We start from the raw sequence: 24963 nt of genomic DNA, 5'->3' as shown, positions 1-24963 counted from the left end.
TTCGTGCGTCCGCGGCGCGTGATGGAAGGATCGACGCCTTTGGAGTTTCTGCGACCCCATTCGGCTTATCCAGCATTTCTGGGCAAGGTAGAGTGATTAAACGTAAGGGCATCGTAAATATTATTCTGTTATTTCTACCATTCCGCGCTTGTTGGTCAACAAAGGGCGGCTCTTTCCGGCGCCGCACCGTAACAATGCCCTGCCTTGTCGCGTCCGGCTCGCCGGCGCGGGCAGGCTTTATGGAGATCCTCGTTCACTCCTGCCGAGCGCCGCTACTGCGATTTCCGGTGACTTCGGGCACACTCCCCTGAGGAACCGGCCAGCCGTCAGCCGCAGATTTGAACTTGTCTATCTGTACTAGACGAGTTGCGGGGGCTTGTCATGCGCTGCGTGCCACACCGCATGCAGAATTTTCAGCCCGTGACGCGAGTTACCTTGCTCACCACCCGCTTTGCGCGAAGTTCGCTGATGATGGCGTTGAGGTGTTTCAGGTCCCAGACGGACACGTCGATTGTCAGATCGGTGAAATCCGGTGTCCTGCGGCGCATGATGACATTGTCGATATTGCCGTCGTGCTCGGCGATCACCTGTGCCACGGTGGCGAGCGTGCCCGGTTCGTTGATGGAGTTGAGCGCGATCCGGGCCGGAAAGCGCTGCCGGTTGCCGTCTTCCACCGCCCAGCGCACGTCGAGCCAGCGGTCGGGCGCATCCTCGAAGGCGGCGAGGGAGGGCGACTGGATGGGATAGATCGTGATGCCCTCGCCCGGCGTCAGGATGCCGACGATGCGGTCGCCCGGCACGGCACCGCCCTCCGGCGCAAAGCGCACCGGCAGGTCGCCGTTGAGGCCGCGGATGGGGATGGCGCAACTCGGGCCTTCCTCCCCGCCGGTGCCGGGAACCTTGAAGCGCAGGTTGTCGCCGCCCTTGATGTCGAACCAGCCGACGCCGTTGGTGCTATCGCTGCTGGGCCTCCTGTCCTCGCGGTATTCCGGGTAGATGGCCTGCACCACATCGCCCGAGAACATCTCGCCGCGTCCGACCGCCGCGAGCACGTCGTCGATCGATTGCCGCGCGAGCCGTGGCAGCGCCGCCTTCAGCTTGTCGTCGGAGAAGGCCTTGCCGGCGCGCTCGAAGGCTCGCTCCAGGATCTGGCGGCCGAGGCCCGCATATTGCCGCCGCACGGCGCTGCGTGTGGCGCGGCGGATGGCGGCGCGTGCCTTGCCGGTGACGACGAGCGATTCCCAGGCGGCCGGCGGCACCTGTCCCTCCGCGCGGACGATCTCGACCTCGTCGCCGTTCTGCAATTCCGACAGGAGCGGCGCGATTCGGCCGTTGATCTTCGCGCCGACCGCCGTATTGCCGACGTCCGTATGCACGGCATAGGCGAAGTCGATGGGCGTTGCGCCGCGAGGCAGGGCGATGAGCCGCCCCTTGGGCGTGAAGCAGAAGACCTGATCGTGGAAGAGTTCGAGCTTGGTATGTTCGAGGAATTCCTCAGGGCTGTCGCCTTCGGCCAGGAGATCGACGGTGCGCCGCAGCCACTGATAGGCTCGGCTTTCGTTCATCAGCGTGCCGCCGGCGCCGGTACGCCCGTCCTTGTAGAGCGCGTGGGCCGCGATGCCGTATTCGGCGATCTCGTGCATCTCTGCGGTGCGGATCTGCAGTTCGACGCGCTGGTGCCCCGGCCCGATCACCGTCGTGTGGATGGAGCGGTAGTCGTTCTGCTTCGGCGTCGAGATGTAGTCCTTGTAGCGTCCGGGTACCATCGGCCAGGTGGTGTGCACCACGCCGAGCGCCCTGTAGCAGTCATCGATGCTGTCGACGAGGACGCGGAAGCCGAAGATGTCCGAGAGTTGCTCGAAGGCAACGGACTTGCGCTCCATCTTGCGCCAGATGGAATAGGGCCGCTTGCGCCGGCCCGTGACTTTCGCCGCGATGCCCCGCTCGGCGAGCCGGGTTGCCAGATCCCTCTCGATGGTATCGATCAGCGGCCCGTTGCGCTGGGCCACTTCCTCGAGCCGGCGCGTGATCGTCTCGTAGGCTTCCGGCTTCAGATAGCGGAAGGAGAGATCCTCCAGTTCGTCGCGCATCTCCTGGATGCCCATGCGCCCGGCGAGCGGCGCATAGATCTCCAGCGTCTCCTCGGCGACGCGCAGACGCTTCTCGGGGGCGACGTAATGCAGGGTACGCATGTTGTGCAGTCGGTCAGCCAGCTTGACGAGCAGCACGCGCACGTCTGCGGCGATAGCCAGCAGGAGCTTGCGGAAGTTCTCGCCCTGCTTGGCCTTCTTCGACACGAAGTCGAGCTTCTTGATCTTGGTGAGCCCCTCCACCAGCGCGCCGATCTCCTGACCGAACATATGGTCGATCTCTTCGCGCGTGGCGTCTGTATCCTCGATCGTGTCGTGCAGCACGGCGGCGACGATGGTTGAATCGTCGAGCCTCAGGTCCGTCAGGATGGCCGCAACCTCGAGGGGATGGGAGAAGAACAGATCGCCCGAAGCGCGCTTCTGCTGGCCGTGCGCCCGCATGGCATAGACATAGGCCCGGTCGAGCAGGGCCTCGTCCGCATCCGGATGATAACGCTTCACACGCTCGACGAGCTCGTACTGCCGCATCATGGGCCGGTGACCGGGATAAGTTCTCGATTTTTCAAAAAATATCATGAAGATAGGCCGGCCGCGCAAGGGCTGGCGCCGCGCCTCCGGCGCCGCAGCATGCGTCCGCCAACGAAAAAAGCCCGGCTGGATGCCGGGCTTTCCAGCCAGCCGCTGTTGTCACAGCGTGCCGGTCAGTCGTCGTCGTTGCTGTCGGCTGGCGGCACGAGGCCCTCGAGACCGCGCAGCAGGTCTTCCTCGCTCATGCGATCGAACTGCACGTCGCTGTCGTCGCCACTCGACGACGGCGTGCCGATCAGCGGCACGGCATCCGCCTCCGGCTCGTCGACCTCGACATAGCGCTGCATCGAATGGATGAGGTCTTCCTTCAGATCTTCCGGCGAGACGGTCTCGTCCGCGATCTCGCGCAGGGCCACCACCGGGTTCTTGTCACGGTCGCGGTCGACTGTCAGCGGAGCGCCGGCGGAGATCATGCGGGCACGATGGCCAGCGAGGAGCACGAGGTCGAAGCGGTTGTCGACCTTGTCGATGCAATCCTCGACGGTAACGCGAGCCATGCTGGGCTCCCTCTCAAGCGACAAAATGTTACGGATCGAACGCGCTACCTACACCCGCGGGCCCGCGAGCGCAAGGGGCGGCAAGACGCGGCGGGCGGCGGAAGGGCCTGGGCACACGCTCGTGCCCCGGACGCACCGCAGCATGAAATGATGCGGTGCTGAGCCGGGGCCTATCAAGCAGCGCCTGCGGCGGATTCTCGCGCTGGTTCCCGGGTCGCATTCCGCTTCGCTGCATGCGTCCGGGAAACGAGGTTGCTTCCGGCTGCCGCGGTCTGCCATCCCCTTCGACTGCCGACTGCCGCTTGATCCCTCACACTCCCGCCGCGAGCCGTTTCGGCGCCGTCATGCGGTAGCTGCGGCGCACGATGGCCTCGACCTCCGCCCAGTCGGTTCCGTCGTCGAGTCGCACCCCGATCCAGCCCTTGTGGCCGACGTAGGGCGGCACGAAGAAGCGCGCCGGGTCGGCGCCGACGAGCACCATCTGGCTGCCGGGCGGCGCCTTGCACCACAGCGAGGGGCGGCCGTCGCCGCTCCTCGGCATGGCGAAGATCTTGTCGCGGATGCGGAACGTGGGGCCGCCCCAGGTTTCCTTCTCCTCGGCCTCGGGCAGGGCGAGGCAGATGCGGCGCAACAGATCGACCGGCTCCACCGTCACGGGGCCACCCTCACAGCTCCTCGCGGACGAAGCGTCCACGGCGTTCGTAATAGAACGGCACGGGCAGCTCCGGCGCGAAGCCGCCGGCGATGCGTGCCTCCAGTTCCTCGATGATCACGTGCGTGATCGTGGGCAGGTCGAGACGCTTGGCATCGCGTAGCGACACCCAGGCGAGTTCCGTCAGTTCCGACTGCGGCCCGACCATGTCGGGAACGGTGGCGGCGATGGCGGTCGCGTCCACGGCGAAGAAGCGTGTGTCGAAGCGCTTCGGCCTGTGCGGCGGCGTGATGGCGCGGGCGACGAACTGCAGCGCCTCCAGATCGGGAAAGATTCCGTGTTCCAGGAAGGCGCGCCACGGCCCTTCCGGCGCGCTCTCCGGCGGCCCGTACTCGCGTGAGCCGATGATGAGCCCGGTCTCCTCGAAGGTCTCGCGCACCGCGGCGAGTGCAAGCGCCCGGGCGCGCACGAGGCTGGGGCGCGTGACGCGGGAGACGAGGCGCATCTCGGACGCCGGGTTGAGCATGCCGGCCACCGGCATCGTCCGGTCACCGGCCTCGATGCGCCCGCCCGGGAAGACGAACTTGCCGGGCATGAACTTGTGGCCCTGGTGTCGCCGACCCATCAGCACCTTCGGTGTGCGGCTGCGCCGGTCGATGATGATGAGCGTCGCCGCATCCCGCGGCCTCTGGTTGTCCCAGCGCCGCTCCCGCGGCGCGTTCGTCAGGAGTTCGGTCGTCGTCAGGTGCCGGGCGTGGTCACTCACGGCGTTATCCTTCATGGCCGCTCATGCGCAGCGGCGCTTCCTCATCGGCATTGTCGCCGAAGCCGTGCATGCGCAGCGCCCACTGGTAGCCGACGACCCCGCCCTTCACCGGCTGCAGCAGCGCAAGGCACAGGCCGAGAGCGAGCAGGGGCCACAGCACCATGTGCGTCCACAGCGGCCACTCGGCCGCGCTCTCGATGGTGAGGTTGGCGCCCACGACGACGTGGCCGACGATGGTGATGACGATATAGGGCGGCAGGTCGTCGGACCGGTGGTGCGACAGGTCCTCGCCGCAGGCCTCGCACTGCGGCCTGACCTTGAGGAAGCCCGAGAACAGGCGGCCGCGGCCGCAGGCCGGGCAGCGGCAGGCAAGGCCGCGCTTGATCGCGCCCTGCCAGTCGCGCCGCTCCTCGAAGGCATTCATCAATCGTCCCGTCGGGGCCATGTCGTATCCTGTTCCGCCCGCTTGTTGCGCGCGCCTTTCTGCCGGGCCGCCTTGCGAGCGGCTGTCCGCTCGGCCGCCTTGGCGCTCTTGCCGGGCCGGAAGGATTTGGCATTGCGGCTGCGCGCGCGCAACTGGGCGCTCTGTCGCGCGCCGGCCTTGCCGTCGCTGAGCATCTCGAAGCGCAGGGCGCCGGCCACGGGCGCGGCTTCGACGAGGCGCACCGTCACCCGGTCGCCGAGGCGGAAGACCTCGCCCGAGCGCGAGCCGACGAGAGCGTGCTGCCGCTCGTCGAAGCGGAAATAGTCGGCACCCAGCGTCGCTGCCGGGATGAATCCGTCGGCGCCGGTGTGGTCGAGCTTCACGAAGAGCCCGGCGCCGGTCACGCCCGCAATCTGCCCCTCGAAGGTCGCGCCGACGTGGTCGGCCATGTAGTGGGCGATGAGCCGGTCGATGGTCTCGCGCTCGGCCGCCATGGCGCGCCGCTCCGCCGCCGAGATGCGCGCCGCGACCTCCGCCATCTCCTCCCGCGTCGTCGAGGCGGGCAGGCCGCCATCGCCGAGCTTCAGGTGGCGGATGAGGGAGCGGTGCACGATGAGATCGGCATAGCGGCGGATGGGCGAGGTGAAGTGGGCGTAGCGGCGCAGCGCCAGGCCGAAGTGGCCGTAATTGTCCGTCGAATATTCGGCCTGCGCCTGCGAGCGCAGCACGATCTCGTTGATGAAGGCCCGGTGCGGCGTCTTGTCCACCGAGGCGAGGATGCGGTTGAAGAGGGAGGGGTGCAGCGCGCCACCCTTCGGCAGCTTGAGGCCGATGGAGGCAAGCACCTCGCCGAGGACGCGCATTTTCTCGAGCGAGGGCTCGTCGTGAACGCGGTAGGTGAAGGGGAGGTCGCTCTTCTCAAGGGTCTCGGCGGCGCAGACATTGGCGAGGATCATGAATTCCTCGATCAGCCGGTGCGCGTCGAGCCGCTCGGGAATGAGCACGTGGTCGACCGTGCCATCCTCCTTGAGGAGGAGCTTGCGCTCCGGCAGGTCGAGCGCCAGCGGCTCGCGTGCGTCGCGGGCGCGGGCGAGCGCGTGATAGGCGGCCCACAGCGGTCTCAGAACGGGCTCGACGAGTGTGTCGGTCACCTCGTCCGGCCTGCCGTCGATGGCCTTCTGCGCCTGCGGATAGGCGAGCTTGGCGGCCGAGCGCATGAGCACGCGGTGGAAGCTGTGGCGCTTCTTGCGGCCGCTCGCGTCGATGACGATGCGCACGGCGAGCGCCGGCCGATCCTCGCCCGGGCGCAGCGAGCACAGGTCGTTCGAGATGCGCTCGGGCAGCATGGGCACGACCCGGTCGGGGAAATAGACCGAGTTGCCGCGCTCCAGCGCCTCCCGGTCGAGCGCCGAGCCCGGCGTCACATAGGCGGCGACATCGGCGATGGCGACGCGGAGGACATGGCCGCCCGGATTGTCCGGGTCCTCGTCCGGCTCGGCATGGACGGCGTCGTCGTGGTCCTTGGCGTCGGCGGGATCGATGGTGACGAGCGGCAGCGCGCGCCAGTCCTCGCGTCCCGCAAGCGTCGCGGGCTTCGCCGCCTCCGCCTCGCGCAGCACCGCCGGTGGGAACACGTGCGGGATGCCATGGGCGTGGATGGCGACGAGGCTGATGGCGCGCTCGGACTTGAGGGAGCCGAGACGCTCGCGCACCTTGGCCTGTGGCGGGCCGAGGCGCGTGCCGCGCGCCACGGAGACGCTGACGAGATCGCCGTCCTCCGCCTCGCCCTCGGCGCCGGCTGGGATGATGATCTCCCGCCCGAGCGACTTCTTGTCGACGGGCACGAGATAGCCGCCACCACGCTCGCGGTTGGCCCGATAGACGCCGAGCACCTGGGCCTTGATCCTGGCGATGAGCTTGATGATGCGCCCGGTATAGACCTGCGGGCCTTCTTCCCCGGCCGGCTCGACGCGGATGAGCGCGCGGTCGCCGACGCCCGGCGCCGGCTCCCCGGCGCGCTGCCGACGGGACGGAGCAATGATGATGCGCGGCGCCTTGCCGTCTTCCTCCGTGCTCCACTCCGCCGGCTCGGCAACGAGCTCGCCGTCGGTGTCGCGGCCGGTGATGTCGGCGAGCACGACGGGCGGCAGGCGCCCGGCCTTGTGCAGCACCTTGCGCCGCCGGTCGATGACGCCCTCGTCCTCCAGTTCGCGCAGCATGCGCTTCAGCCAGATGCGCTCGCCGCCGCCGATGCCGAAGGCGCGCGCGATCTCGCGCTTGCCGACCTTGCCGGGCGATTCGGCGATGAAGGCGGCGATGGCCTCCTTCGTCGGCATGTGCGCATCGCCGCGGACGGGGCTGTGGTGGTGGGCGGCTTTCGGGGGCTTCAGGCGTCGGGCCAAGGTTCTTGTCCAATCGGTCGTCGGGTCTGTTCTCGCATGAGCCGTGACGGAAGGCCACCCGGCCTCACAGCAGCGGCAGCGCCCGGCCGAGCAGTAGGCCGCCCGAGTCGGCGAGGTCGTTGGCGCCGAAGCCGCGTCGCGGCGTGGCGAGGCGTGTGCGGGCGAAGGCCTCGGCAATCGGCGACGGCGCGGAACACGCAAGCGCCCCCGCAGCGGCCACGAGCGCCAGCGTCTCGGCGATGCGGCGCGCGTTCGGCTCCCGCTCGCTGCCGGCGAGCATCGCCTCGACATCTGCCAGTGCGTGCCGGGCGCCCGGCAGGTCAGCGACATCCTCGCCAAGGGTGACGAGCACGGAGGCCATCGCCTCGGCGTCGCGCTCGGCGGCACGCAGCACGTCGAGCGCCATGACGTTGCCGGAACCCTCCCAGATGGCGTTGACCGGCGCCTCGCGGTAGAGGCGGGGCATCGGGCTTTCCTCGACATAGCCATTGCCGCCGAGGCATTCCATCGTCTCGTAGAGGAAGGCCGGCGCCGCCTTGCACACGAGGAATTTCGCCGCCGGCGTCAGGATGCGCGCCCGGGCCGCCTCGCGCGGGTTCTCGGCGGCATGCTCGAAGCTCGCGGCGAGGCGCAGGGCGAGCGCCGTCGCCGCCTCGCTTTCGAGGGCAAGGTCGGAGAGGACGGCCGCCATCACCGGCTGGTCGACGAGCTTGCGCTGCATGACCGAGCGGTGGCGGGCGTGGTGCATGGCGAGCGCGAGGCCCATGCGCATCAGGCCGGCCGAGGCGACGACGCAGTCGAGCCGGGTCAGTTGCACCATCTCGATGATGGTGCGCACACCCTTGCCCTCCTCGCCGATGCGCCAGGCGAAGGCCTTGTGGAACTCCGCCTCCGAGGAGGCGTTGGAGCGATTGCCGAGCTTGTCCTTGAGCCGCTGCAGGTGGAGCGCATTGACATTGCCATCCGGCCGGAAGCGCGGCAGAAGAAAGCAGGTGAGGCCGCCCGGCGCCTGTGCCAGCACCAGGAAGGCGTCGCACATCGGCGCCGACATGAACCACTTGTGCCCGGTGATCTCGTACTCGTCGCCGCTTGCAGGCACCGCGCGAGTGGTGTTGGCCCTGACGTCCGTGCCGCCCTGCTTCTCCGTCATGCCCATGCCGACGGTGACGCCGCGCTTCTCCCAGAAGGGGACGAAGCGCGGGTCGTAGTGGCGCGAGCGGACCATGGGCAGCCAGTCGCGCAGCCGCTCCGGCGAGGCCCCGATCGCGGCGAGCGACGCGTGCGTCATGGTGAGGGGGCAGACGTGGCCGCTCTCCACCTGCGCCGTGATGAAGAGCCGCGCGGCGCGGGCGACATGGGAGCCGGCAGCAGAGCCGATGTGCGAGGAGCCGTTCATCGACGGATGGGCACGGCCGTTGCTGCCCGCGTCCCAGGTCGAGGCGTGCAGGCCTGCCTCGACACCGGCCTCCATCAGCGCGTGATAGGCCGGGTGGAACTCGATGGTGTCGATGCGCCGGCCTTGGGCGTCGTGGGTGCGCAGGCGCGGCGGGTTCTCGTTGGCGAGGCGGCCGAGGTTCAGCCGCTCGGCTGTGCCGCAGCTTTCGCCGAAGGACAGGAGCCCATTGCCGATGGCGTCGACGCCGGCGCTCTTCAGCGCGTCGAGAAGCGCCTGGTCGAGCGCGGCCAGGTTGACGTCGGTGAAGGGGGGCGTCTGGTTGAAGACATCATGCGTGGAGGCCGTATCGGTCACGTTCTTCCTCGAGATCGGGCGGCAAGATCGCGCCACAAGATCGCGCCATGCGCAAGCGAATCGGACCACTTGCAACTCTCACCATCGAGGCATGGCATCATTGGCAAACAATGCAAGCCCGACGTGCGCTTGCCACCGTGCGGCTCTCTACGGAGCGAGTATTTGCAAAATTAATGATCGACTTTCCGACATTTTTAAGAGCCGTGCGTGAAATCTCGTCAAAAGCCGGACATGGCCGACCATGCGAAGGTGAGGGAGCTCATGTGGCGACGATCAGGCGTATCGCTGCGCCTGCGGCTCATGCTGCTGGCGGGGGTGCCTTTTCTGGGCATGCTCGGCGTCACCGCCATCTCGCTCTTCGGCCTTGCCGCCATAGAGAGCGCCCAGGAGGGCGCCGCGCGCGCCTCGCAGCTCGAGCAGACGGCACTCGTCATGCAGTCCGAGCTGCGCGAGATCGATCTGTCGGTCGAGCAACTCCTGCTCGGCCAGGGCGAGGTGAGCCTCGCTCATGTGGAGAGCCATATCGGGCAGGCGGAGAGCCTTCTCGCGCGCCTGACGGCTCTCGACGCGGGGGCTGTGCTGCGCGGCGAGGTCGGCGCCATCCAGGGAGCGCTCGCCCGCATGCGCGAGCGGTTCGCCGACCTCGTTGCGGCGCAGGACCGCATCGGCTTCACGCTCGACGAGGGGTTGCGCGGCACTTTCCGCGAGGCGGCGGGCGAGGCGGAGCGGCGGCTCGTCCCGCGTGCGCCGCAGGAGGCTACCGTGTGGCGCCTGCGAGCCATGAACGCCCTGCTGATGGTACGGCGCTACGAGAAGGACTACATGATCGCCGGCACCCAGCAGGCGCTGGGGCAGCACCGGCAGGCCCTGCAGGCGCTCGAGCAGGAGCTGGCGGCCGTACCGGCGGATCAGCGCTGGCTGGCCGAGCAGGTGACGCCGTATGTCGGCGTCTATCGCGCGGCCTTCGACCGCCACATCGCTGACACGGCGGCGCGGCGCTCCGCGGAGGCCGCCTTCACGGAGCATCTGCGCGACGGCATCGCGGTGGCCCGGCGCATGGTCGGCCTTGCCGCCCAGCACGAAGCGGCGACTCTCGAGGCTATGGGCGCGACGAGTTCGGTGCTGCGGCACGTGCAGGTCCTCGCCCTCGTCATCACCGTCGTCCTGTCCGGCGCCGCCGCCTATCTCATGGCGCGCGGCTTGTCGCGGCCTCTGCAGAGCATGATCGTCGCCATGCGGCGGCTGCGCGCCGGTGAGCGGGACGTGGCCGTGATGGGCGAAGGCCGGCACGACGAGATCGGCGAGATGGCGCAGGCCGTCGCCATGTTCCGCGACCACGCCCGCCAGCGCGACGCGCTCATCGCCGATGCGAACAGGAATGCCATGGTCACGCAGCGGCGTGCGGAGCGGCTGGAGGCCCTCGTCACCCGTTTCGAGGCGGACATCTCCCGCACGCTGGCCAGCGTGCGCGATGGCGTGCGCCTGCTCGACGGCATGGCTGCGGACCTCATGAACATGTCGGCCGGCGTGTCGCACAAGGCTAGAGAGGCCGAGGTTGCCGTCACGGGCGTGTCGGACAACGTGGCTTCGGTCGCGGCCGGCGTGGATCATCTCACGTCATCGACGGAAGGCATCGCCAACCGCGCGGCCCAATCCGATGCCGTCGCCGAACAGGCGGTCGTCGCCATTGGCCACACCGTGGAGACGATCCGCAGCCTGGCAGAGCGCGCGGCCCGCATCGAGGAGGTGACGGACATCATCCACGCCATCGCCGACCAGGTGAACCTCCTTTCGCTCAATGCCGCCATCGAGGCGGCCCGGGCCGGGGATGCCGGCCGCGGCTTTGCGGTCGTGGCGCAGGAGGTGAAGGGGCTCGCCGGCCAGACGGCCGCGTTCGCCAGCGAGATCGCGGCCAAGATCAAGGAGATCCAGGAGGCGTCTGCAGCGGCGGAGCACTCCGTCGGCGCCATGGACGGCCTGGTGGCGGAAGTGTCGGGCGTGGCGACCGGCGTTGCGGAAGCGGCGCGCGAGCAGCACGGCATCGTCGCCCGCATGGCGGCCAAGACCCAGGCCGTCGCGGCCGAGGCGCGCGCTGGCGCCCTGTCCATGCGCAGCGTCGAGCACGAGGTGGTCCGCGCCAGCGCCGCTGCCGCCGCCGTCAACGAATGGTCCTCGCGGCTGTCGCAGCAGGCCGATGCGCTGGAGGCGAGCGTGCGCGCCTTCCTCGACGGTGTCGAGGCGGTGGAAGGGGAGGACGAGGAGCCCTCCGGTCCACAAGGTGAAACCGGCGCGGCTTGACAGCGCGGCAGAACCAATGGCACTGCCCGCCGACGTTTTCTTGGAGTGCCGCATGCCAGTCGCTTTCACCTTTCCGGGCCAGGGCAGCCAGGCCGTCGGGATGGGCAAGGCCCTCGCCGAGGCCTTTCCGGTGGCCCGAGCCGTCTTCGACGAGGTCGACGAGGCCCTCGGCCAGAAGCTTTCGCAGGTGATGTGGGAGGGGCCGCAGGACACGCTGACGCTGACGGCGAACGCCCAGCCGGCCCTCATGGCCGTAAGCCTCGCCGTGGTGCGCGTGCTGGAGAGCGAGGCCGGCCTCGACCTTGCGCGCGACGTCGCCTTCGTCGCCGGCCACTCGCTCGGCGAATATTCGGCCCTCGCCGCGGCGGGCAGCCTCTCCGTGGCGGATACGGCGCGACTGCTGCGCATCCGTGGCGACGCCATGCAGAAGGTTGTACCGGCTGGCGAGGGCGCCATGGCCGCCATCCTCGGCATGGATTTCGAGGACGCAGCCAGGGTCGCGGCCGAGGCGGCCGAGGGAGAGGTCTGCGAGGCCGCCAACGACAACGGCGGCGGGCAGGTGGTCGTGTCCGGCCACAGGGCGGCGGTCGAGCGGGCGGTCGCGCTCGCCCCGCAGCGCGGTGCCAAGCGCGCCATGCTGCTCCCGGTGTCCGCCCCGTTCCATTGTTCGTTGATGCAGCCAGCGGCCGACGTGATGGCGGAGGCGCTGTCGACGGTCGCGATCGCGGCGCCAAAGGCGCCGCTCGTCGCCAACGTCCATGCGCGCGCCGTGACCGATCCGCAGGCGATCCGCGAAGGGCTCGTGCGGCAGGTCACCGGCACCGTGCGCTGGCGCGAGTGCGTCGCCTTCATGGCGGGCGAGGGCGTTGATTCATTCTATGAGCTCGGCTCCGGCAAGGTGCTGACGGGCCTTGCCAAACGCATCGTCGCCGGGGCCTCGGCCCAGGCCGTGGGCGCGCCCGAAGACGTCGCCGCCTACAAGGCGTCGCGCGGGCTCTGACAGCGGAGGGTCGCATGTTCGAACTCAAGGGTCGCAAGGCGCTCGTCACGGGCGCGACAGGCGGCATCGGTGGCGCCATCGCGCGGGCGCTGCACGCGCGCGGTGCCGAGGTGGCGCTCTCCGGCACGCGCCGCGAGGCTTTGGAAAAGCTCGCCGGCGAGCTCGGCGAGCGGGTGCACGTGGTGCCCGCCAACCTCGCCGACACGGCCGAAGTGGAGGCGCTGGTGCCGGCGGCCGAGCAGGCCCTCGGCGGGCTCGACGTCCTCGTCAACAACGCCGGCATCACGCGCGACAACCTCTTCATGCGCATGAAGGACGAGGAGTGGGACGCGGTCATCGCCGTCAACCTGACCTCCGCCTTCCGCCTGTCACGCGCGGCGGTGAAGGGCATGATGCGCCGTCGCTTCGGCCGCATCGTCGGCATCGGCTCCATCGTCGGCGCCACGGGCAATCCGGGCCAGGGCAACTACGCCGCCGCCAAGGCCGGCCTCGTCGGCATGACCAAGGCCCTCGCGGCCGAGGTCGCGAGCCGCGGCATCACCGTCAATTGCGTCGCCCCCGGCTTCATCGAGACGCCGATGACCGATGCGCTCAACGACAAGCAGCGGGAATCGATCCTCGGCAACGTGCCGGCCGGCCGGCTCGGAACGGGTGAGGAAGTGGCCGCGGCGGTCGTCTATCTCGCCTCCGACGAAGCCGCTTACGTCACCGGACAGACCTTGCATGTGAACGGCGGAATGGCAATGTTCTGAATGAGTTATAGCGGAATCCGGAATCGTTTCACCGGGCCGGCAAGGCCTCTCGCCTTCACGATCCGAGTGTGTTAACAAGCCGTTCTAACCCTGTCCGTGCCCGCCGATACCCATGGGTTTCGTGCTGGCTGGCCGGGTGCGGGAGGGGGCAGGAGAGCCCGCTCCGCCTTGGCCTCAAGCTGGAAGTTGTGTTTTCCCGGGTCCGCGAGTGAGAGTGATGCTCCCGGGCCTTCGACAAGTGGAACTGAGGACAAACCGATGAGTGATATCGCCGAGCGCGTGAAGAAGATCGTCGTCGAGCACCTTGGCGTCGACGCCGAGAAGGTGACGGACAGCGCCAATTTCATTGACGATCTCGGTGCCGACAGCCTCGACACGGTCGAGCTCGTCATGGCGTTCGAGGAAGAGTTCAGCGTCGAGATCCCGGACGATGCCGCCGAGACGATCGTCACCGTCGGCGACGCCATCAAGTTCCTCGAGAAGAACGTCGCGGCCTGAACAGGCCTTGTCGACCGGCGTGCGGCGCCTCTGCGCCGCGCCGGCCTTGTGGCTTGCTGACAGAGTGATTGCATGAGACGTGTCGTCGTCACCGGCCTCGGGATGGTTACGCCGCTCGGCAGCGGCGTGGACGTGACCTGGCGTCGGCTGCTGGCCGGCGAGAGCGGTGCGTCGCGCGTCGAGGCATTCGAGGTGTCGGACCTGCCCTGCCAGATCGCCTGCTCCATTCCGCGTGGCACCGGCGAGGGCGAGTTTGACGCCGACGCCTGGATGGAGCCGAAGGAGCAGCGCAAGGTCGACCCGTTCATCGTCTATGCGATGGCGGCGGCCAAGCAGGCGCTCGATGACGCCGACTGGCATCCCTCGTCCTACGAGGATCAGATCGTCAGCGGCGTGCTCATCGGCTCCGGCATTGGCGGCATTGGTGGCATCCATGACGCCTCCCTGCTGCTGGACGAGCGCGGGCCCCGTCGCATCTCTCCCTTCTTCATTCCCGGGCGGCTGATCAATCTCGCCTCGGGCTATGTGTCGATCGAGCATGGGCTCAAGGGCCCGAACCATTCCGTCGTCACCGCCTGCTCGACAGGGGCGCACGCCATCGGCGATGCGGCCCGCATCATTGCGCTCGGCGATGCCGACGTCATGGTTGCCGGGGGTACCGAATCGCCCATCAACCGCCTGTCGCTGGCCGGATTTGCGGCCTGCCGGGCGCTGTGTACCGCCTTCAACGAGGATCCGACCCGGGGCTCGCGGCCCTATGACCGCGACCGTGACGGCTTCGTCATGGGCGAGGGAGCGGGCATCGTCGTATTGGAGGAATACGAGCACGCCAGGGCCCGTGGCGCGCGCATCTATGCCGAGGTTGTCGGCTATGGCATGTCGGGCGATGCCTATCACATCACCGCTCCGTCAGAGGATGGCGACGGAGCGTTCCGCTGCATGCAGGCCGCCCTCAAGCGGGCGGGGATCACTGCTGCGGATCTCGACTACGTCAACGCCCATGGTACTTCGACCATGGCCGACGAGATCGAGTTGCGCGCCGTCGAGCGGCTCGTCGGCAACGCCGCGGCCAACATCAGCATGTCATCGACGAAGTCGGCCATAGGGCATCTGCTCGGCGCGGCCGGCGCGGTTGAGGCGATCTTCTCCATCCTCGCGATCCGCGACCAGGTGGCACCGCCGACGCTGAACCTCGACAACCCGTCGGTGGACACGCCGATCGACCTCGTGCCGCACAAGGCGCGGCAGCGCGAGATCGACGTGGTGCTGTCGAATTCCTTCGGCTTCGGAGGGACGAACGCATCACTTGCCTTTCGCAGGGTGGACGCCTGAGTTGTGTCGGGCGGCGTGCTTTCGCCATAATCGATCCTAGTGTTGGAGGCGAAGGCAAGTTCTTCGCGGGGAGGGCCAGCCTGATTCCGATGGGCGACAACGAGCACGCATCGTCGGCGCAGGATCCGGCGCGCAATGTGGACGCGGCGCCGCGCGTCGCCCCACGCAGTCCGAGCGAGGCGATCAAGCCAATGGTAGCACCACCCCCACCGCCGCGTGAGTCCCGCCGCCGCCGTCGTGGCGGTCTGCTGTCCGCGCTCAGCGCCTTCTTCACCTTCATCATGATCGCGGTCTTGGCCTTCGGCGCGGCCGTCTATCTGGGCCAGCGGCAGTTCGATGCGCCCGGGCCGCTCACGGAGGATAAGGCGGTGGTCGTGCGCGGCGGCGGGCAGACGGTTGCCGAGACGCTGCGCCGCGAAGGCGTCATCGATTATCCGCTGCTCTTCGTGCTCGGCCTCTATGTCACGGGCAAGAACGATGAGCTCAAGGCAGGCGAGTATCTCTTCAAGCGCGAGGCCAGCCTGCGCGAGGTCATGGACCTCATCGCCTCGGGCCGGACGCTCCTGCACCCCATCACCCTGCCGGAGGGCCTGACGAGCGAGCAGATCGTCGCGCGGTTGATGGAGAATGACCTGCTCACCGGACAGATCGCCGAGGTGCCGGCCGAAGGCACGCTGCTGCCCGAGACCTACAAGGTCGCGCGCGGCACGCCGCGCCAGGTCCTGATCGACCGCATGAAGGCGGACCACAAGCGCATGGTGCAGGAGATCTGGGCCAACCGCGATCCGGACTTGCCGCTGAAGAGCCCTGAGGAACTCATCGTGCTCGCCTCCATCGTCGAGAAGGAGACGGGGGTGGCGGAGGAGCGGCCGCGGGTCGCGGCCGTGTTCGTCAATCGCTTGCGCAAGGGCATGAAGCTGCAGTCCGACCCGACGATCGTCTACGGCCTCGTCGGCGGCAAGGGCACGCTCGGCCGCGGCATCCGGCGTAGCGAGATCAACCAGGCGACGCCGTACAACACCTATGTCATCCCCGGCCTCCCGCCGGGGCCGATCGCTAACCCCGGCCGGGATGCGCTGCAGGCAGCGGCGCGGCCGAGCAATACGAACGATCTCTATTTCGTCGCTGACGGCAGCGGTGGCCACGCCTTTTCGGAAACCCTCGACCAGCACAACCGCAATGTGCGGCAGTGGCGCCGGATCGAGGCTGAGCGCGCGCCGGCCGGTGCCGCCCCCGAGGTGGATCGGGTCGATCCCGAGGACGATGGAGCCGACGGCGCAAAACCTGTCGACGAGCCGCAGCGGCAGGGCGCGGCAGGCTCCCGCGGGCCCAAGATCTACGACGCCTCGGAAGGGACGCCGAAAGATCCGCTGCGAAACAAGACCTTCGATCTTACCTCGCCCAAGGTGGTGCCGGACGTCAGTACACTGACGGAATAGGTGCCGTCGGCCCGCGTCTTTGCCGTCACGGCCGAAGGGAGGGCGCCGGCGTTCACGGGCCGTGGGGGCGGCCCGCTTTCTCAATGCACGAGGCAACATGACCCTTCGCAGCATGACCGGCTTCGCCCGCGAGGCGGGCGACACGGGCCCCTATCGCTGGGCCTGGGAGATCAAGACCGTCAACGGCCGTGGGCTCGACCTGCGCCTGCGCCTGCCGCCCGGCCACGAAGGGATGGGTGAGACGGCCCGGCAATTGATCGGCAAGATGTTGGGCCGCGGCACGTGTCACGCCAATCTCACGCTCGCCCGCGCCGAGCAGACGCCGGTCGCCCGCATCAACACGGCGATGCTGAACGGGCTCATTGACACCGTCAAAGGCCTCGCCCTGCCGCCAGGTATCGCGCCGGCGACGCTCGACGGGCTCCTCTCGGTGCGTGGCGTCGTCGAGATCATCGACGAGGCCGACGACGAGGCGCTCTTGGCGCGCCTTGCGGCCGATGTCGAGGCCGGCCTGACCCGGGCGCTCGCAGCGCTCGTCGGCACGCGGACCGAGGAAGGCGAGGCGCTCGCCGCCATCCTGTCGGCCCAGATCGACCGCATCGCGGAACTCGCCGCCGCCGCCGAGACGTGCCCGGCGCGCCAGCCGGAGGCGATCAAGGCCCGCCTTGCCGCGCAGGTGGCGGCCCTCATCGACAGTGACCGGCGCCTCGACGAGACGCGGCTGCATCAGGAGGCGGTGCTCATCGCGGCCAAGGCCGATATCCGGGAGGAGATCGACCGCCTGAAGAGTCACGTGGAGAGCGTGCGCGCGCTGCTCGCCGAGGGCGGCGTCATCGGCCGGCGGCTCGACTTCCTTGCCCAGGAGCTGTCGCGCGAGGCGAACACGCTGTGCGCCAAGGCCGGCGATGCCTCCTTGACGGCCATCGGTCTTGACCTCAAGACGGTGGTGGAGCAGTTCCGCGAGCAGGTCCAGAACGTCGAATGAGCAAGCCTTCTTCCGGCCCGGCGATTGAGCGTCGCGGGCTCGTCCTCATCCTGTCCTCTCCCTCCGGAGCAGGCAAGACGACGCTCACGCGCAACATGATCGAGAAGGCGGAGCTCGGGCTGCGCCTCTCCATCTCTGTCACTACGCGCCAGCGCCGCCCGTCCGAGATCGACGGCGTGCACTACCATTTCATCGAGAAGGATCAATTCCTTTTCATGCGCGACCGGGGCGACCTGATCGAATGGGCGGAGGTGCACGGGAATTTCTATGGTACGCCGCGTCGACCGGTGGAGGAGGCGCTGGCCGCCGGCCAGGACATGGTCTTCGACATCGACTGGCAGGGCACGCAGCAGATCGTCGACAGGATGCGCGCGGACGTGGTCACCTGCTTCATCCTGCCGCCGTCGATGGCAGAGCTGAAGGCGCGGCTGGATCGCCGCGCCGAGGATGCCGAGGACGTCATCGCCAAGCGATTGCAGAACGCCCGCGACGAGATCGCCCGCTGGCCGCTCTACGATTATGTCCTCATCAATGATGACCTCGGCCGGGCCTTCAACGAGCTCGTCGCGATCCTCACGGCCGAGCGGCTGAAGCGCGAGCGCCGCATCGGGCTTCAGGCCTTCGTCGACAAGCTGCTCAGCGAGGAGAAGGGCCGGTCGCCCCGCTGATCGTTGCCGGAGCGGCGCGCACGGCCCATCGGCGCAGCCGGCGCATCATCGGCCGCTCGAATCGGCGATGGACGAGGAGCGCGGCGAGCACGGACGCGACGAGGACCAGCGCCACGTAGCCCCAGGCTGCGCCGATGCCCGCAAAGCCGGCCGCGATGACGGCAAGGCGTAGGGGGCGGATGATGAAAGGGTGCACCAGATAGAGCGCGTACGAGGCGTCGCCCAGCGCTGCCATCAGGCGCTCGAGGCGCTGTCCGGCCGTTGCGCCGTGTCCAAGGGCGGCTGCCGCGACAAGGAGTGCCGCCGGTCCGCCGTAGGCCACGAGCGGCGGCAGGACGACGACCCTATCCGGCTGTGCGAGGTCGAGGTGCAGCAGCAGCACGCCCGCGGCGGCGAGGCTGGTGCGCGCCAGCAAGGTCAGCCGAATGCCTTCGGCCCGTAACAGGGCAAGGCCCATGCCCAAGGCGAATTCGAGCACGATGGGATCGCTCCAGAACGCGAGGACGGCCGGTGCCGCAATGCCGGTCCTGTGCACGGCTTCGCCCATGATGACGAGAAGGACGAGGGTCGCCGTGACCGTCGCTACCGCCGCGGCACGCCGCAGCACGAGCGCCGTGGCGAACAGCGCGTAGAAGAACATCTCGTAGTTCAGCGTCCAGCCGAGCGAGAAGACCGGGCGAATGAGCCCATCGCTGCGTTCGACCGGAACGAAGAGGAAGGATGCCACGATCTGCCAGAGATTCGGCGCTGCCTTGTTGAGCGCGTTCGGCAGGAGCACGAGACTGGCGAGGAACAGGAGGGTGGCTGCCCAGTACAGCGGCACGATGCGGATCAGGCGCCGGGTCAGGAAGAGCCCTGCCGCACCGGACATGCCGAAGAGCTCTTCGCTCGCATGCACCATGATGAAGCCGGAGATGACGAAGAAGACATCGACCCCGGCCATCCACGGCAGCAGTTCGCTGTGCTCGAACGTCAGCCCCGCCCGTGCCGCGACGGCTTCCGCATCATACTCGGCGTGGTAGATCACGACGGCCAAGGCCGCAAAGGCGCGCAGCACCTGAACGGCGAGGAGGTGCGCGCCGCTTCGTTGGCCTGTGGCGGCCGCACGCTTGCTCCACCCCTCCTTGGAGGGAGGCGCCGCGGCCGTCATCGCTGATCGCTGGATGGTAGGCGCTGCCGGTGCGAACCGTGAAGGACCCGCACGCCGCAACGCAGAATGGCCTCGGCAGCTTCCCTCATGTCAGCTTCCGCTGATGCGAACAATTTTATGGATTTTTACCACGCCGCCAGAGAGGGGACCAATGGCTCAAAGGTGTAGTTGCCGATCGAGCGCCCGTGCCAGCGCGAGGTAGCCCGCCACGGGAATCTCCTCCGCGCGCGCGGTGGGGGCAAGGCCGGCAGCCTCGATGAGGCGCGTGGCATCGCCGCCGGCGATTCCCTTCAGGCTCTGCCGCAGCATCTTGCGCCTCTGTCCGAAGGCGGCCTGGCTGACAGCCTCGAGGGCGCCGAGTCGGCACGGATCGGGCACCGCCCGTGGCAGGATGCGCACCACCGAAGAGACGACCTTCGGCGGCGGCACGAAGGCGGAGGGGGAGACGTCGAAGGCGATGGAGGCCTGTGCGCGCCAGCCCGTCAGTACGCCGAGGCGGCCGTAGTCCTTTGGGTGCCGTTCGTCGGCGACGATGCGTTCGGCGACCTCGCGCTGGAACATCAGCGTGAGCGATTCCCACCACGGCGGCCACGGCTCGGCCGTGAGCCAGCCGATGAGCAGTGCGGTACCGACATTGTAGGGCAGGTTGGCGACGATGCGCGCCGGCCCGGGCGGCAAATGGGCCGTGGGGTCGAGCTCAAGCGCATCCGCATTGATCACCGTGAGGCGGCCGGGATAGCGCTCGGCGATCTCGGCAAGCGCCGGCAGGCAGCGCTCGTCGCGCTCGATGGCGAGTACGTGCCGGGCGCCGCCGGCAAGAAGGGCGCGCGTCAGCCCTCCCGGTCCCGGTCCGACCTCGACCACGTTGACGCCGTCGAGCGGGCCGGAAGCGCGCGCGATGCGCATGGTCAGGTTGAGATCGAACAGGAAGTTCTGGCCGAGTGACTTCTTCGGCATCAGCCCATGCCGCTGTACCACCTCGCGCAGCGGCGGAAGGTCGTCGATGGCGCTCATGCCTCGGCCGCCGCGAGCCGGCCTGCGAGCCTGATCGCCGCGCACAGGCTGTCCGCCCGCGCCACGCCCTTGCCGGCAATGTCGAAGGCGGTGCCGTGGTCCGGCGACGTGCGGATGAAGGGCAGGCCGAGCGTTACGTTGACCGCCTCGTCGAAGGCGAGTGCCTTGATCGGAATGAGCGCCTGGTCGTGATACATGCACAGCGCCGCATCATAGCTGCGCCGCGCCCGGGCATGGAACATGGTGTCGGCAGGGTAGGGGCCGCCGGCCTCGACGCCCTCCGCGCGCAGGGCCGCGACCGCTGGGGCGATGACGGCCTCGTCCTCCGATCCGAGCGCCCCCTTCTCGCCGGCATGCGGATTGAGGCCGGCGACCGCGAGCCGCGGCCGGGCAATGCCGAAGCGCTCCTTGAGGTCGCGCGCCACGATGCGCCCGGTCTCCACGATCAGCTCGCGCTTCAGCGCCGCCGGAACGGCGGCGAGGGGGATGTGGACGGTGACCGGCACGACCGCGAGCTCCTCGCTCCACAGCATCATGACCGGATGTGGCGCGGGCTCGCCGGGGCCGGCGGCGAGCACGGCGAGATATTCCGTGTGGCCCGGATGGGCAAAGCCCGCCTCGTAGAGGACGTGCTTGGCGATCGGATTGGTGACGACGGCCGTGCAGCGGCCCTCCTGGATCAGGCGCACGGCAAGGTCGATGGCGGCGATGGTGCCGGCCGCCCAGCGCGACGAGGGGACGCCCGGAACGGCATCGACGGCGTGCCCGATGTCGATGACGGGCAGGGCCGTATCGAACAGCGCGGCGGCGGTGTCCGGCGTCGTCTTCGCTATCGCGACGTCGAGAGACAGGCGTTCAGCCAGGCCGGTCATGAACGAGGCGGAGCCGATGAGCGCGAAGGGCGGCAGGGCCTCCTCGCGGCGCCGCAGCCAAGCCCTGAGTGCGATCTCGGGGCCGATGCCTGCGGGATCGCCCTGTGTCAGCGCAAGGACCTTGCCGCGAGCCATGTCAGTTGCTGCTCACCCCGTCCGTGACCGAGGAACCGCTGTCGATTTGGTACTGGTAGCTGACCTCGCCGATCGTCCTGAGCTCGAGCCGGAACATGACCGTCTGGTCGCGGTCTTTCGTGCCTGTCGCCGCGTCCTTGTAGCTCGACGAATAGGTGATGCCGAACAGCGTGCATTCGTCCTGATAGACGGCGCCGAGCGAGACGCCCGCCACGGTCCAGGGATTGGACTTGTTGTAGGGCAGGCTCGGGTTCTCGATGTAGCGCTGGCGATCCTGCAGATAGCGGTCGAGGTCGAGCAGGATCGAGCCGTTCAGTGACCAGTTCTCGGACAGCTTGAGGTTGGCGCTCGTCAGCAGGCCCTCGCGCCGCGTGGGATAGCCGAGCTCGGGCTGGGCGGCGTAGCGCGCATACATCACGCTGGTCGTGACCGGGCCGAGGACCGCATTGGCCTGCAGCTCGAGGCGGCGCAGCCCGAAATCCTCCTCGTCGAAGCGCCCGCGGCCGGTGAAGGAGAGCTTCGAGCTCGGCGCGAGATGGACGCGGCCGACATAGTCCGAGCGCTTCGTCTCGAGGCCTGAATTGAGGCCTACGTGGGCGATGTCGCCCGCAGCATAGGAGTTCGTGCCGGCGAGCTGGTAGGACTGGCCGAAGAGTACGTCGGCATAGCCGCCATTGTCCATGGCCAGCGCGTATTTCAGGCCGACATTGGCCCTGACGCCGCCCTCGACCCGGTCGTAGCCCGAGAATTTGTTCCACTCGAAGAGGTTGGTGTCGTCGAAGACGAGGCTTTGTGCATCCTCGTTCGGCAATTGCCCGATCCTCGTTTCCCGCGGCCGGACCACGATCTGGCCGATCGGCTCGATGGTGTGCGTACCGAGGCCATTGGTGGCGGCGATGAGCGGGTAGCGGTATTCGAGGCCGACGGTAGGCATGGCCCGCGCAAGGAAGTTCTCGCTCGGGTCGAGGAAGTTCGAGATCTCGCTATTCTGGTAGCGTGTCGTATTGATATCGAGCGCATAGGCGTCGACGCGGACGCCGGCAAACGGCGTCCACACCTGGCCGAGCGGGTCGATGAAGCTGCGCCGCCAGGACAGGCCGACGGAGGCGCGCGTCGTCGTGCCGCCGACGCCGCGCACCAGGCAGTCTGCCGAGGTGAAGGTGGAGCAGGTGTAGTAGATCGATCCGTTCGAGAAGCTGAACAGCGGCGTCGACAGCGCGTTGGGCACGCCCGCGTACTGGGCCGCGTCGCGCGTCAGGCTGGTGACGTTGGCGTCGATCGTGACCTCGCCGCCGAGGAAGCCCGGGCCCGGCAGGCGCTTGTTGTAGTCGAGCACCGGATGCACGACCGGCTGCTGCTTCTGCCAGTCCTCGTAGGTCAGCGTGCGGAAGTAGTAGCCGCGCAGGTCGAAGAAGCCGGTGTCGCTGCGGCCCGTCAGGTAGACCGTCGATGTCGATTCCCTGAAGTAGGTTGAGGTGACGCTCTCGCTCTTGATCTTGTAGTTCTGCAGGAACCACTTGTCCGAGAGGACAGCGACATCCCAGCCCCACTTCCATTGCTGGTTGATGTCGAAGCGGCCGGTCGATTCGACCGAGCCGCGGAACGTCTTGTCACCCGCTCCGAACGGTGGCTGAAGAAAGGCGTCCTGATCCTGCTGGAAGATGCCGGCCGCACGAATGTTGTAAGAGCCGTTCATCAGCCGGTGCCGCCATTCCACCTGGCCGAGGAGGCCCTGGCGGCTGAGAATGGTCGGCGTGATGGTGAGGTCGTAGTTGGGCGCCAGATTCCAGAAGAACGGCAGCGAAGCGCCGTAGCCGAGGGACGTGGAGTTCACGAAACGCGGGGCGAGGAAGCCTGTCTTGCGCTTCACCGTCGGGTCGGGCGTCGAAAAATACGGCACATAGAGGAGAGGCACGCCCCAGAACTCGATGGTGGCGTCCTCGTAATAGATCATCTGCTCGCTGTTGTTGTGGATGATCTTGGCGGCCTTGACCTGCCACAGCGGCGGGCGCGTAGGATCCTTCTTGCAGGCCTCGCAGGCAGTGTAGGTGCCCTTCTCGAAGACGGTGGATTCGCCGCTGGTACGCTCGGCGCGCGGCGCGGAGAAGCGGGTCTTGTCGGTTGTCTCGACGCGCAGCGAATCGATGAAGCCGTCGCGGAAGTCGTCCGTGAGTTCGAAGCGCTCGCCGGTGGCGACGGTTCCATCGGTCTCGGTCAGCCGGGCATTGCCCTCGGCATGCACGCGGCGGGTATTGCGGTCATAGGTGACTCTGTCGGCCTCGAGCACGCGCCCCTGGTAGTAGAGGTGCACGTCGCCGACGGCCGAAACCGTGTTCTTGTCGTTGTTGTAGACGATCTCGCGCGCCTCGACGACAAGCCGCTGGTCCTGGTTGCCACTCTGCTGCGCGGTCGCGGCAAGGCGGTCGTTGAGCGTGCCCTGCGCGCTCGCCGGCTCCGACGCGCCGACGCATAGCGCCGCCGCGATCGCCAGCCCTGCGACCGTGCCGTAACTCGAGCGCATACCCACACCCTGCCGGTTCCTGCCTGGCCAAAGACGCATCAGCCATCCTCCTGATAGAGGAGGGCGAGCACCCCGAGCAAGCTGCCAACAACTGCCGGAAACCACGCCGCGACCGGCGGACTGACGAGGCCCGACGCGCCGAGGTCCTTCATGACTTCGGTCGCAACATAAAGCACGAAGCCTGCGACGACGCCACCAAGAACCATCCGCGCTACACCACCAAATCGGAAAAACCTTAAGGAAAAAGATGCGGCCACGAGCACCATGGCGATGAACAGCAAGGGCCGCGCCAGCAGCATGTCGCGCTGCAGGCGATAGCGGGTGGCGTCGAGCCCCGCCCGCTCCGTACGCTCGATGACGCCGGACAGGCTCCAGAACGGCACGGCGTCGGGCGAGGTGAAGCTCTGCCTGACCTGGGCGGGATCCAGCGTCGTGGCCAGGTGATAGCTGTCGTGGCTGCGCGGCTCCGCATCGACGGAGAGGATGCGGACATCCTTCAGGTCCCAGTAGCCTTCTTTCAGCTCGGCCTGACTCGCCTCGATGCGTTCGCGGAAGGAGCCGTCAGGCGCGAACAGGAAGACGGTGACGCGGGCGAGCGTGGTCGAGTTCTCCACCGCGACATCGGCGCGGATGATGGCCTGACCGTCGACGCTGCTCTGACGCAGCCACAGTTCCTGCCCGGCGGAGGAACGGGTGGCGCTCGCGAAAATACGCCCCTCGATCGCACTCGCCTGCTGTTTCATCAGGGCCGACAGCGGGTTATAGAGCATGACAGAGGCAAGGCCGATGCCGAGCGCCACGAGCAGCCCGGGTTGCAGGAACTGCCAGACCGAGATGCCGGCGGCACGCGCCACCACGAGTTCAAGCCGCCGGCTGAGGTTGAGCAGGGCAGCCATGGCTCCGAAAAGCATGGCGAAGGGCAGCACCTGCTCCGCCACCGCCGGCGTGCGCAGCAGCGACAGCGTCGCCATCAGGCCGCTCGAGGCGCCCTGGGCATCGCCGGCGCGGCGCATCAGCTCGACGAAATCGAGCGTGTAGATGAGGGCGAAGACCGTGCCGAAGACACCCGCGATCATGACGAGGAAGCGGGCGGAGAAATAGCGCGTCAGCGTCGGGCCGATGAGCTGCAT

The 24963-nt window shown here is 68.2% G+C and carries 20 protein-coding genes; 8 read left to right on the top strand and 12 right to left on the bottom strand.

The features are described from left to right. Positions 1-413: 413 nt before the first annotated feature. The 7 genes from ASC46_RS14545 to ASC46_RS14515 all read right to left on the bottom strand — a co-directional run bounded on the left by ASC46_RS14545 (position 414) and on the right by ASC46_RS14515 (position 9169). The gene (locus tag ASC46_RS14545; protein ID WP_055460022.1) at positions 414-2621 is read right to left on the bottom strand and encodes a RelA/SpoT family protein; all 2208 of its coding nucleotides are present in this window, start codon (positions 2619-2621) and stop codon (positions 414-416) included. A gap of 170 nt (positions 2622-2791) precedes the next feature. Then, positions 2792-3175 (bottom strand): DNA-directed RNA polymerase subunit omega, encoded by a 384-nt coding sequence (gene rpoZ, locus ASC46_RS14540; protein WP_055460021.1) that lies wholly within the window; start codon positions 3173-3175, stop codon positions 2792-2794. 310 nt (positions 3176-3485) lie between these two features. After that, complete coding sequence (locus tag ASC46_RS14535; RefSeq protein WP_055460020.1) at positions 3486-3830, bottom strand: MmcQ/YjbR family DNA-binding protein; 345 nt, start codon at positions 3828-3830, stop codon at positions 3486-3488. A gap of 10 nt (positions 3831-3840) precedes the next feature. Then, positions 3841-4593, bottom strand: a complete 753-nt coding sequence (locus tag ASC46_RS14530; RefSeq protein ID WP_082464853.1) for an NUDIX hydrolase — start codon at positions 4591-4593, stop codon at positions 3841-3843. 4 nt (positions 4594-4597) lie between these two features. After that, positions 4598-5038, bottom strand: a complete 441-nt coding sequence (locus ASC46_RS14525) for a DUF983 domain-containing protein (RefSeq protein WP_245280562.1) — start codon at positions 5036-5038, stop codon at positions 4598-4600. Beyond that, positions 5017-7353, bottom strand: coding sequence for a ribonuclease R (gene rnr / locus ASC46_RS14520; RefSeq protein WP_055460018.1), 2337 nt, complete (start codon positions 7351-7353; stop codon positions 5017-5019). The genes ASC46_RS14525 and rnr overlap by 22 nt, the downstream gene beginning before the upstream one ends. Positions 7354-7483: 130 nt before the next feature. Beyond that, positions 7484-9169 carry an acyl-CoA dehydrogenase family protein gene (locus ASC46_RS14515; protein ID WP_055460017.1) on the bottom strand — a complete coding sequence of 562 codons (1686 nt, stop codon included), beginning with the start codon at positions 9167-9169 and terminating at the stop codon, positions 7484-7486. A gap of 207 nt (positions 9170-9376) precedes the next feature. On the opposite strand from ASC46_RS14515, the gene ASC46_RS14510 reads away from it, so the two are divergent. From ASC46_RS14510 to gmk, 8 genes are all read left to right on the top strand, one after another. Next, positions 9377-11467, top strand: a complete 2091-nt coding sequence (locus ASC46_RS14510) for a methyl-accepting chemotaxis protein (RefSeq protein WP_141659691.1) — start codon at positions 9377-9379, stop codon at positions 11465-11467. 52 nt (positions 11468-11519) lie between these two features. Beyond that, positions 11520-12467, top strand: a complete 948-nt coding sequence (gene fabD, locus ASC46_RS14505) for an ACP S-malonyltransferase (RefSeq protein WP_055460090.1) — start codon at positions 11520-11522, stop codon at positions 12465-12467. Between the two features lie 14 nt (positions 12468-12481). Further along, entirely contained in the window at positions 12482-13219 is a 738-nt protein-coding gene (gene fabG, locus ASC46_RS14500; protein ID WP_055460015.1) for a 3-oxoacyl-[acyl-carrier-protein] reductase, read from the top strand. A gap of 258 nt (positions 13220-13477) precedes the next feature. Next, positions 13478-13717 carry an acyl carrier protein gene (locus tag ASC46_RS14495; protein ID WP_019401507.1) on the top strand — a complete coding sequence of 80 codons (240 nt, stop codon included), beginning with the start codon at positions 13478-13480 and terminating at the stop codon, positions 13715-13717. A 72-nt stretch (positions 13718-13789) separates the two neighbouring features. After that, positions 13790-15049: a beta-ketoacyl-ACP synthase II gene (gene fabF / locus ASC46_RS14490; protein ID WP_055460014.1), complete on the top strand. Its 1260-nt coding sequence runs from the start codon at positions 13790-13792 to the stop codon at positions 15047-15049. Positions 15050-15138: 89 nt separating this feature from the next. Beyond that, on the top strand, positions 15139-16488 hold the full coding sequence (gene mltG / locus ASC46_RS14485) for an endolytic transglycosylase MltG (RefSeq protein ID WP_055460013.1): 1350 nt from the start codon (positions 15139-15141) through the stop codon (positions 16486-16488). Positions 16489-16585: 97 nt separating this feature from the next. Beyond that, positions 16586-17473 carry a YicC/YloC family endoribonuclease gene (locus ASC46_RS14480; RefSeq protein WP_055460012.1) on the top strand — a complete coding sequence of 296 codons (888 nt, stop codon included), beginning with the start codon at positions 16586-16588 and terminating at the stop codon, positions 17471-17473. Beyond that, positions 17470-18141: a guanylate kinase gene (gene gmk, locus ASC46_RS14475; RefSeq protein WP_055460011.1), complete on the top strand. Its 672-nt coding sequence runs from the start codon at positions 17470-17472 to the stop codon at positions 18139-18141. The genes ASC46_RS14480 and gmk overlap by 4 nt, the downstream gene beginning before the upstream one ends. On the opposite strand, the gene ASC46_RS14470 is transcribed toward gmk, so the two are convergent. The 5 genes from ASC46_RS14470 to lptG all read right to left on the bottom strand — a co-directional run bounded on the left by ASC46_RS14470 (position 18110) and on the right by lptG (position 24963). Further along, positions 18110-19291: an acyltransferase family protein gene (locus ASC46_RS14470; protein WP_055460010.1), complete on the bottom strand. Its 1182-nt coding sequence runs from the start codon at positions 19289-19291 to the stop codon at positions 18110-18112. The two genes, gmk and ASC46_RS14470, sit on opposite strands and share 32 nt — an antisense overlap. 156 nt (positions 19292-19447) lie before the next feature. Continuing rightward, on the bottom strand, positions 19448-20305 hold the full coding sequence (rsmA, locus tag ASC46_RS14465) for a 16S rRNA (adenine(1518)-N(6)/adenine(1519)-N(6))-dimethyltransferase RsmA (protein ID WP_055460009.1): 858 nt from the start codon (positions 20303-20305) through the stop codon (positions 19448-19450). Then, positions 20302-21312, bottom strand: a complete 1011-nt coding sequence (gene pdxA, locus ASC46_RS14460; RefSeq protein ID WP_055460008.1) for a 4-hydroxythreonine-4-phosphate dehydrogenase PdxA — start codon at positions 21310-21312, stop codon at positions 20302-20304. Before pdxA ends, rsmA begins: the two co-directional genes overlap by 4 nt. 1 nt (position 21313) lies before the next feature. Then, positions 21314-23872 carry an LPS-assembly protein LptD gene (locus ASC46_RS14455; protein WP_245280560.1) on the bottom strand — a complete coding sequence of 853 codons (2559 nt, stop codon included), beginning with the start codon at positions 23870-23872 and terminating at the stop codon, positions 21314-21316. Further along, entirely contained in the window at positions 23872-24963 is a 1092-nt protein-coding gene (gene lptG / locus ASC46_RS14450; RefSeq protein WP_055460006.1) for an LPS export ABC transporter permease LptG, read from the bottom strand. The genes ASC46_RS14455 and lptG overlap by 1 nt, the downstream gene beginning before the upstream one ends.

Source organism: Chelatococcus sambhunathii (genome assembly GCF_001418005.1).
Classification (GTDB): Bacteria; Pseudomonadota; Alphaproteobacteria; order Rhizobiales; family Beijerinckiaceae; genus Chelatococcus_A; species Chelatococcus_A sambhunathii.
The sequence above is the reverse complement of the archived record's forward strand: the minus strand, read 5'-3'. Positions and strand labels throughout refer to the sequence as shown.

Coding starts and splice junctions, on each gene's coding strand:
- ASC46_RS14545 (WP_055460022.1), bottom strand. CDS start 2,621: ATGATGCGGCAGTACGAGCTCGTCGAGCGTGTGAAGCGTTATCATCCG.
- rpoZ (WP_055460021.1), bottom strand. CDS start 3,175: ATGGCTCGCGTTACCGTCGAGGATTGCATCGACAAGGTCGACAACCGC.
- ASC46_RS14525 (WP_245280562.1), bottom strand. CDS start 5,038: ATGGCCCCGACGGGACGATTGATGAATGCCTTCGAGGAGCGGCGCGAC.
- rnr (WP_055460018.1), bottom strand. CDS start 7,353: ATGCCGACGAAGGAGGCCATCGCCGCCTTCATCGCCGAATCGCCCGGC.
- fabD (WP_055460090.1), top strand. CDS start 11,520: ATGCCAGTCGCTTTCACCTTTCCGGGCCAGGGCAGCCAGGCCGTCGGG.
- fabG (WP_055460015.1), top strand. CDS start 12,482: ATGTTCGAACTCAAGGGTCGCAAGGCGCTCGTCACGGGCGCGACAGGC.
- ASC46_RS14495 (WP_019401507.1), top strand. CDS start 13,478: ATGAGTGATATCGCCGAGCGCGTGAAGAAGATCGTCGTCGAGCACCTT.
- fabF (WP_055460014.1), top strand. CDS start 13,790: ATGAGACGTGTCGTCGTCACCGGCCTCGGGATGGTTACGCCGCTCGGC.
- mltG (WP_055460013.1), top strand. CDS start 15,139: ATGGGCGACAACGAGCACGCATCGTCGGCGCAGGATCCGGCGCGCAAT.
- ASC46_RS14480 (WP_055460012.1), top strand. CDS start 16,586: ATGACCCTTCGCAGCATGACCGGCTTCGCCCGCGAGGCGGGCGACACG.
- gmk (WP_055460011.1), top strand. CDS start 17,470: ATGAGCAAGCCTTCTTCCGGCCCGGCGATTGAGCGTCGCGGGCTCGTC.
- ASC46_RS14470 (WP_055460010.1), bottom strand. CDS start 19,291: ATGACGGCCGCGGCGCCTCCCTCCAAGGAGGGGTGGAGCAAGCGTGCG.
- rsmA (WP_055460009.1), bottom strand. CDS start 20,305: ATGAGCGCCATCGACGACCTTCCGCCGCTGCGCGAGGTGGTACAGCGG.
- pdxA (WP_055460008.1), bottom strand. CDS start 21,312: ATGGCTCGCGGCAAGGTCCTTGCGCTGACACAGGGCGATCCCGCAGGC.
- ASC46_RS14455 (WP_245280560.1), bottom strand. CDS start 23,872: ATGCGTCTTTGGCCAGGCAGGAACCGGCAGGGTGTGGGTATGCGCTCG.
- lptG (WP_055460006.1), bottom strand. CDS start 24,963: ATGCAGCTCATCGGCCCGACGCTGACGCGCTATTTCTCCGCCCGCTTC.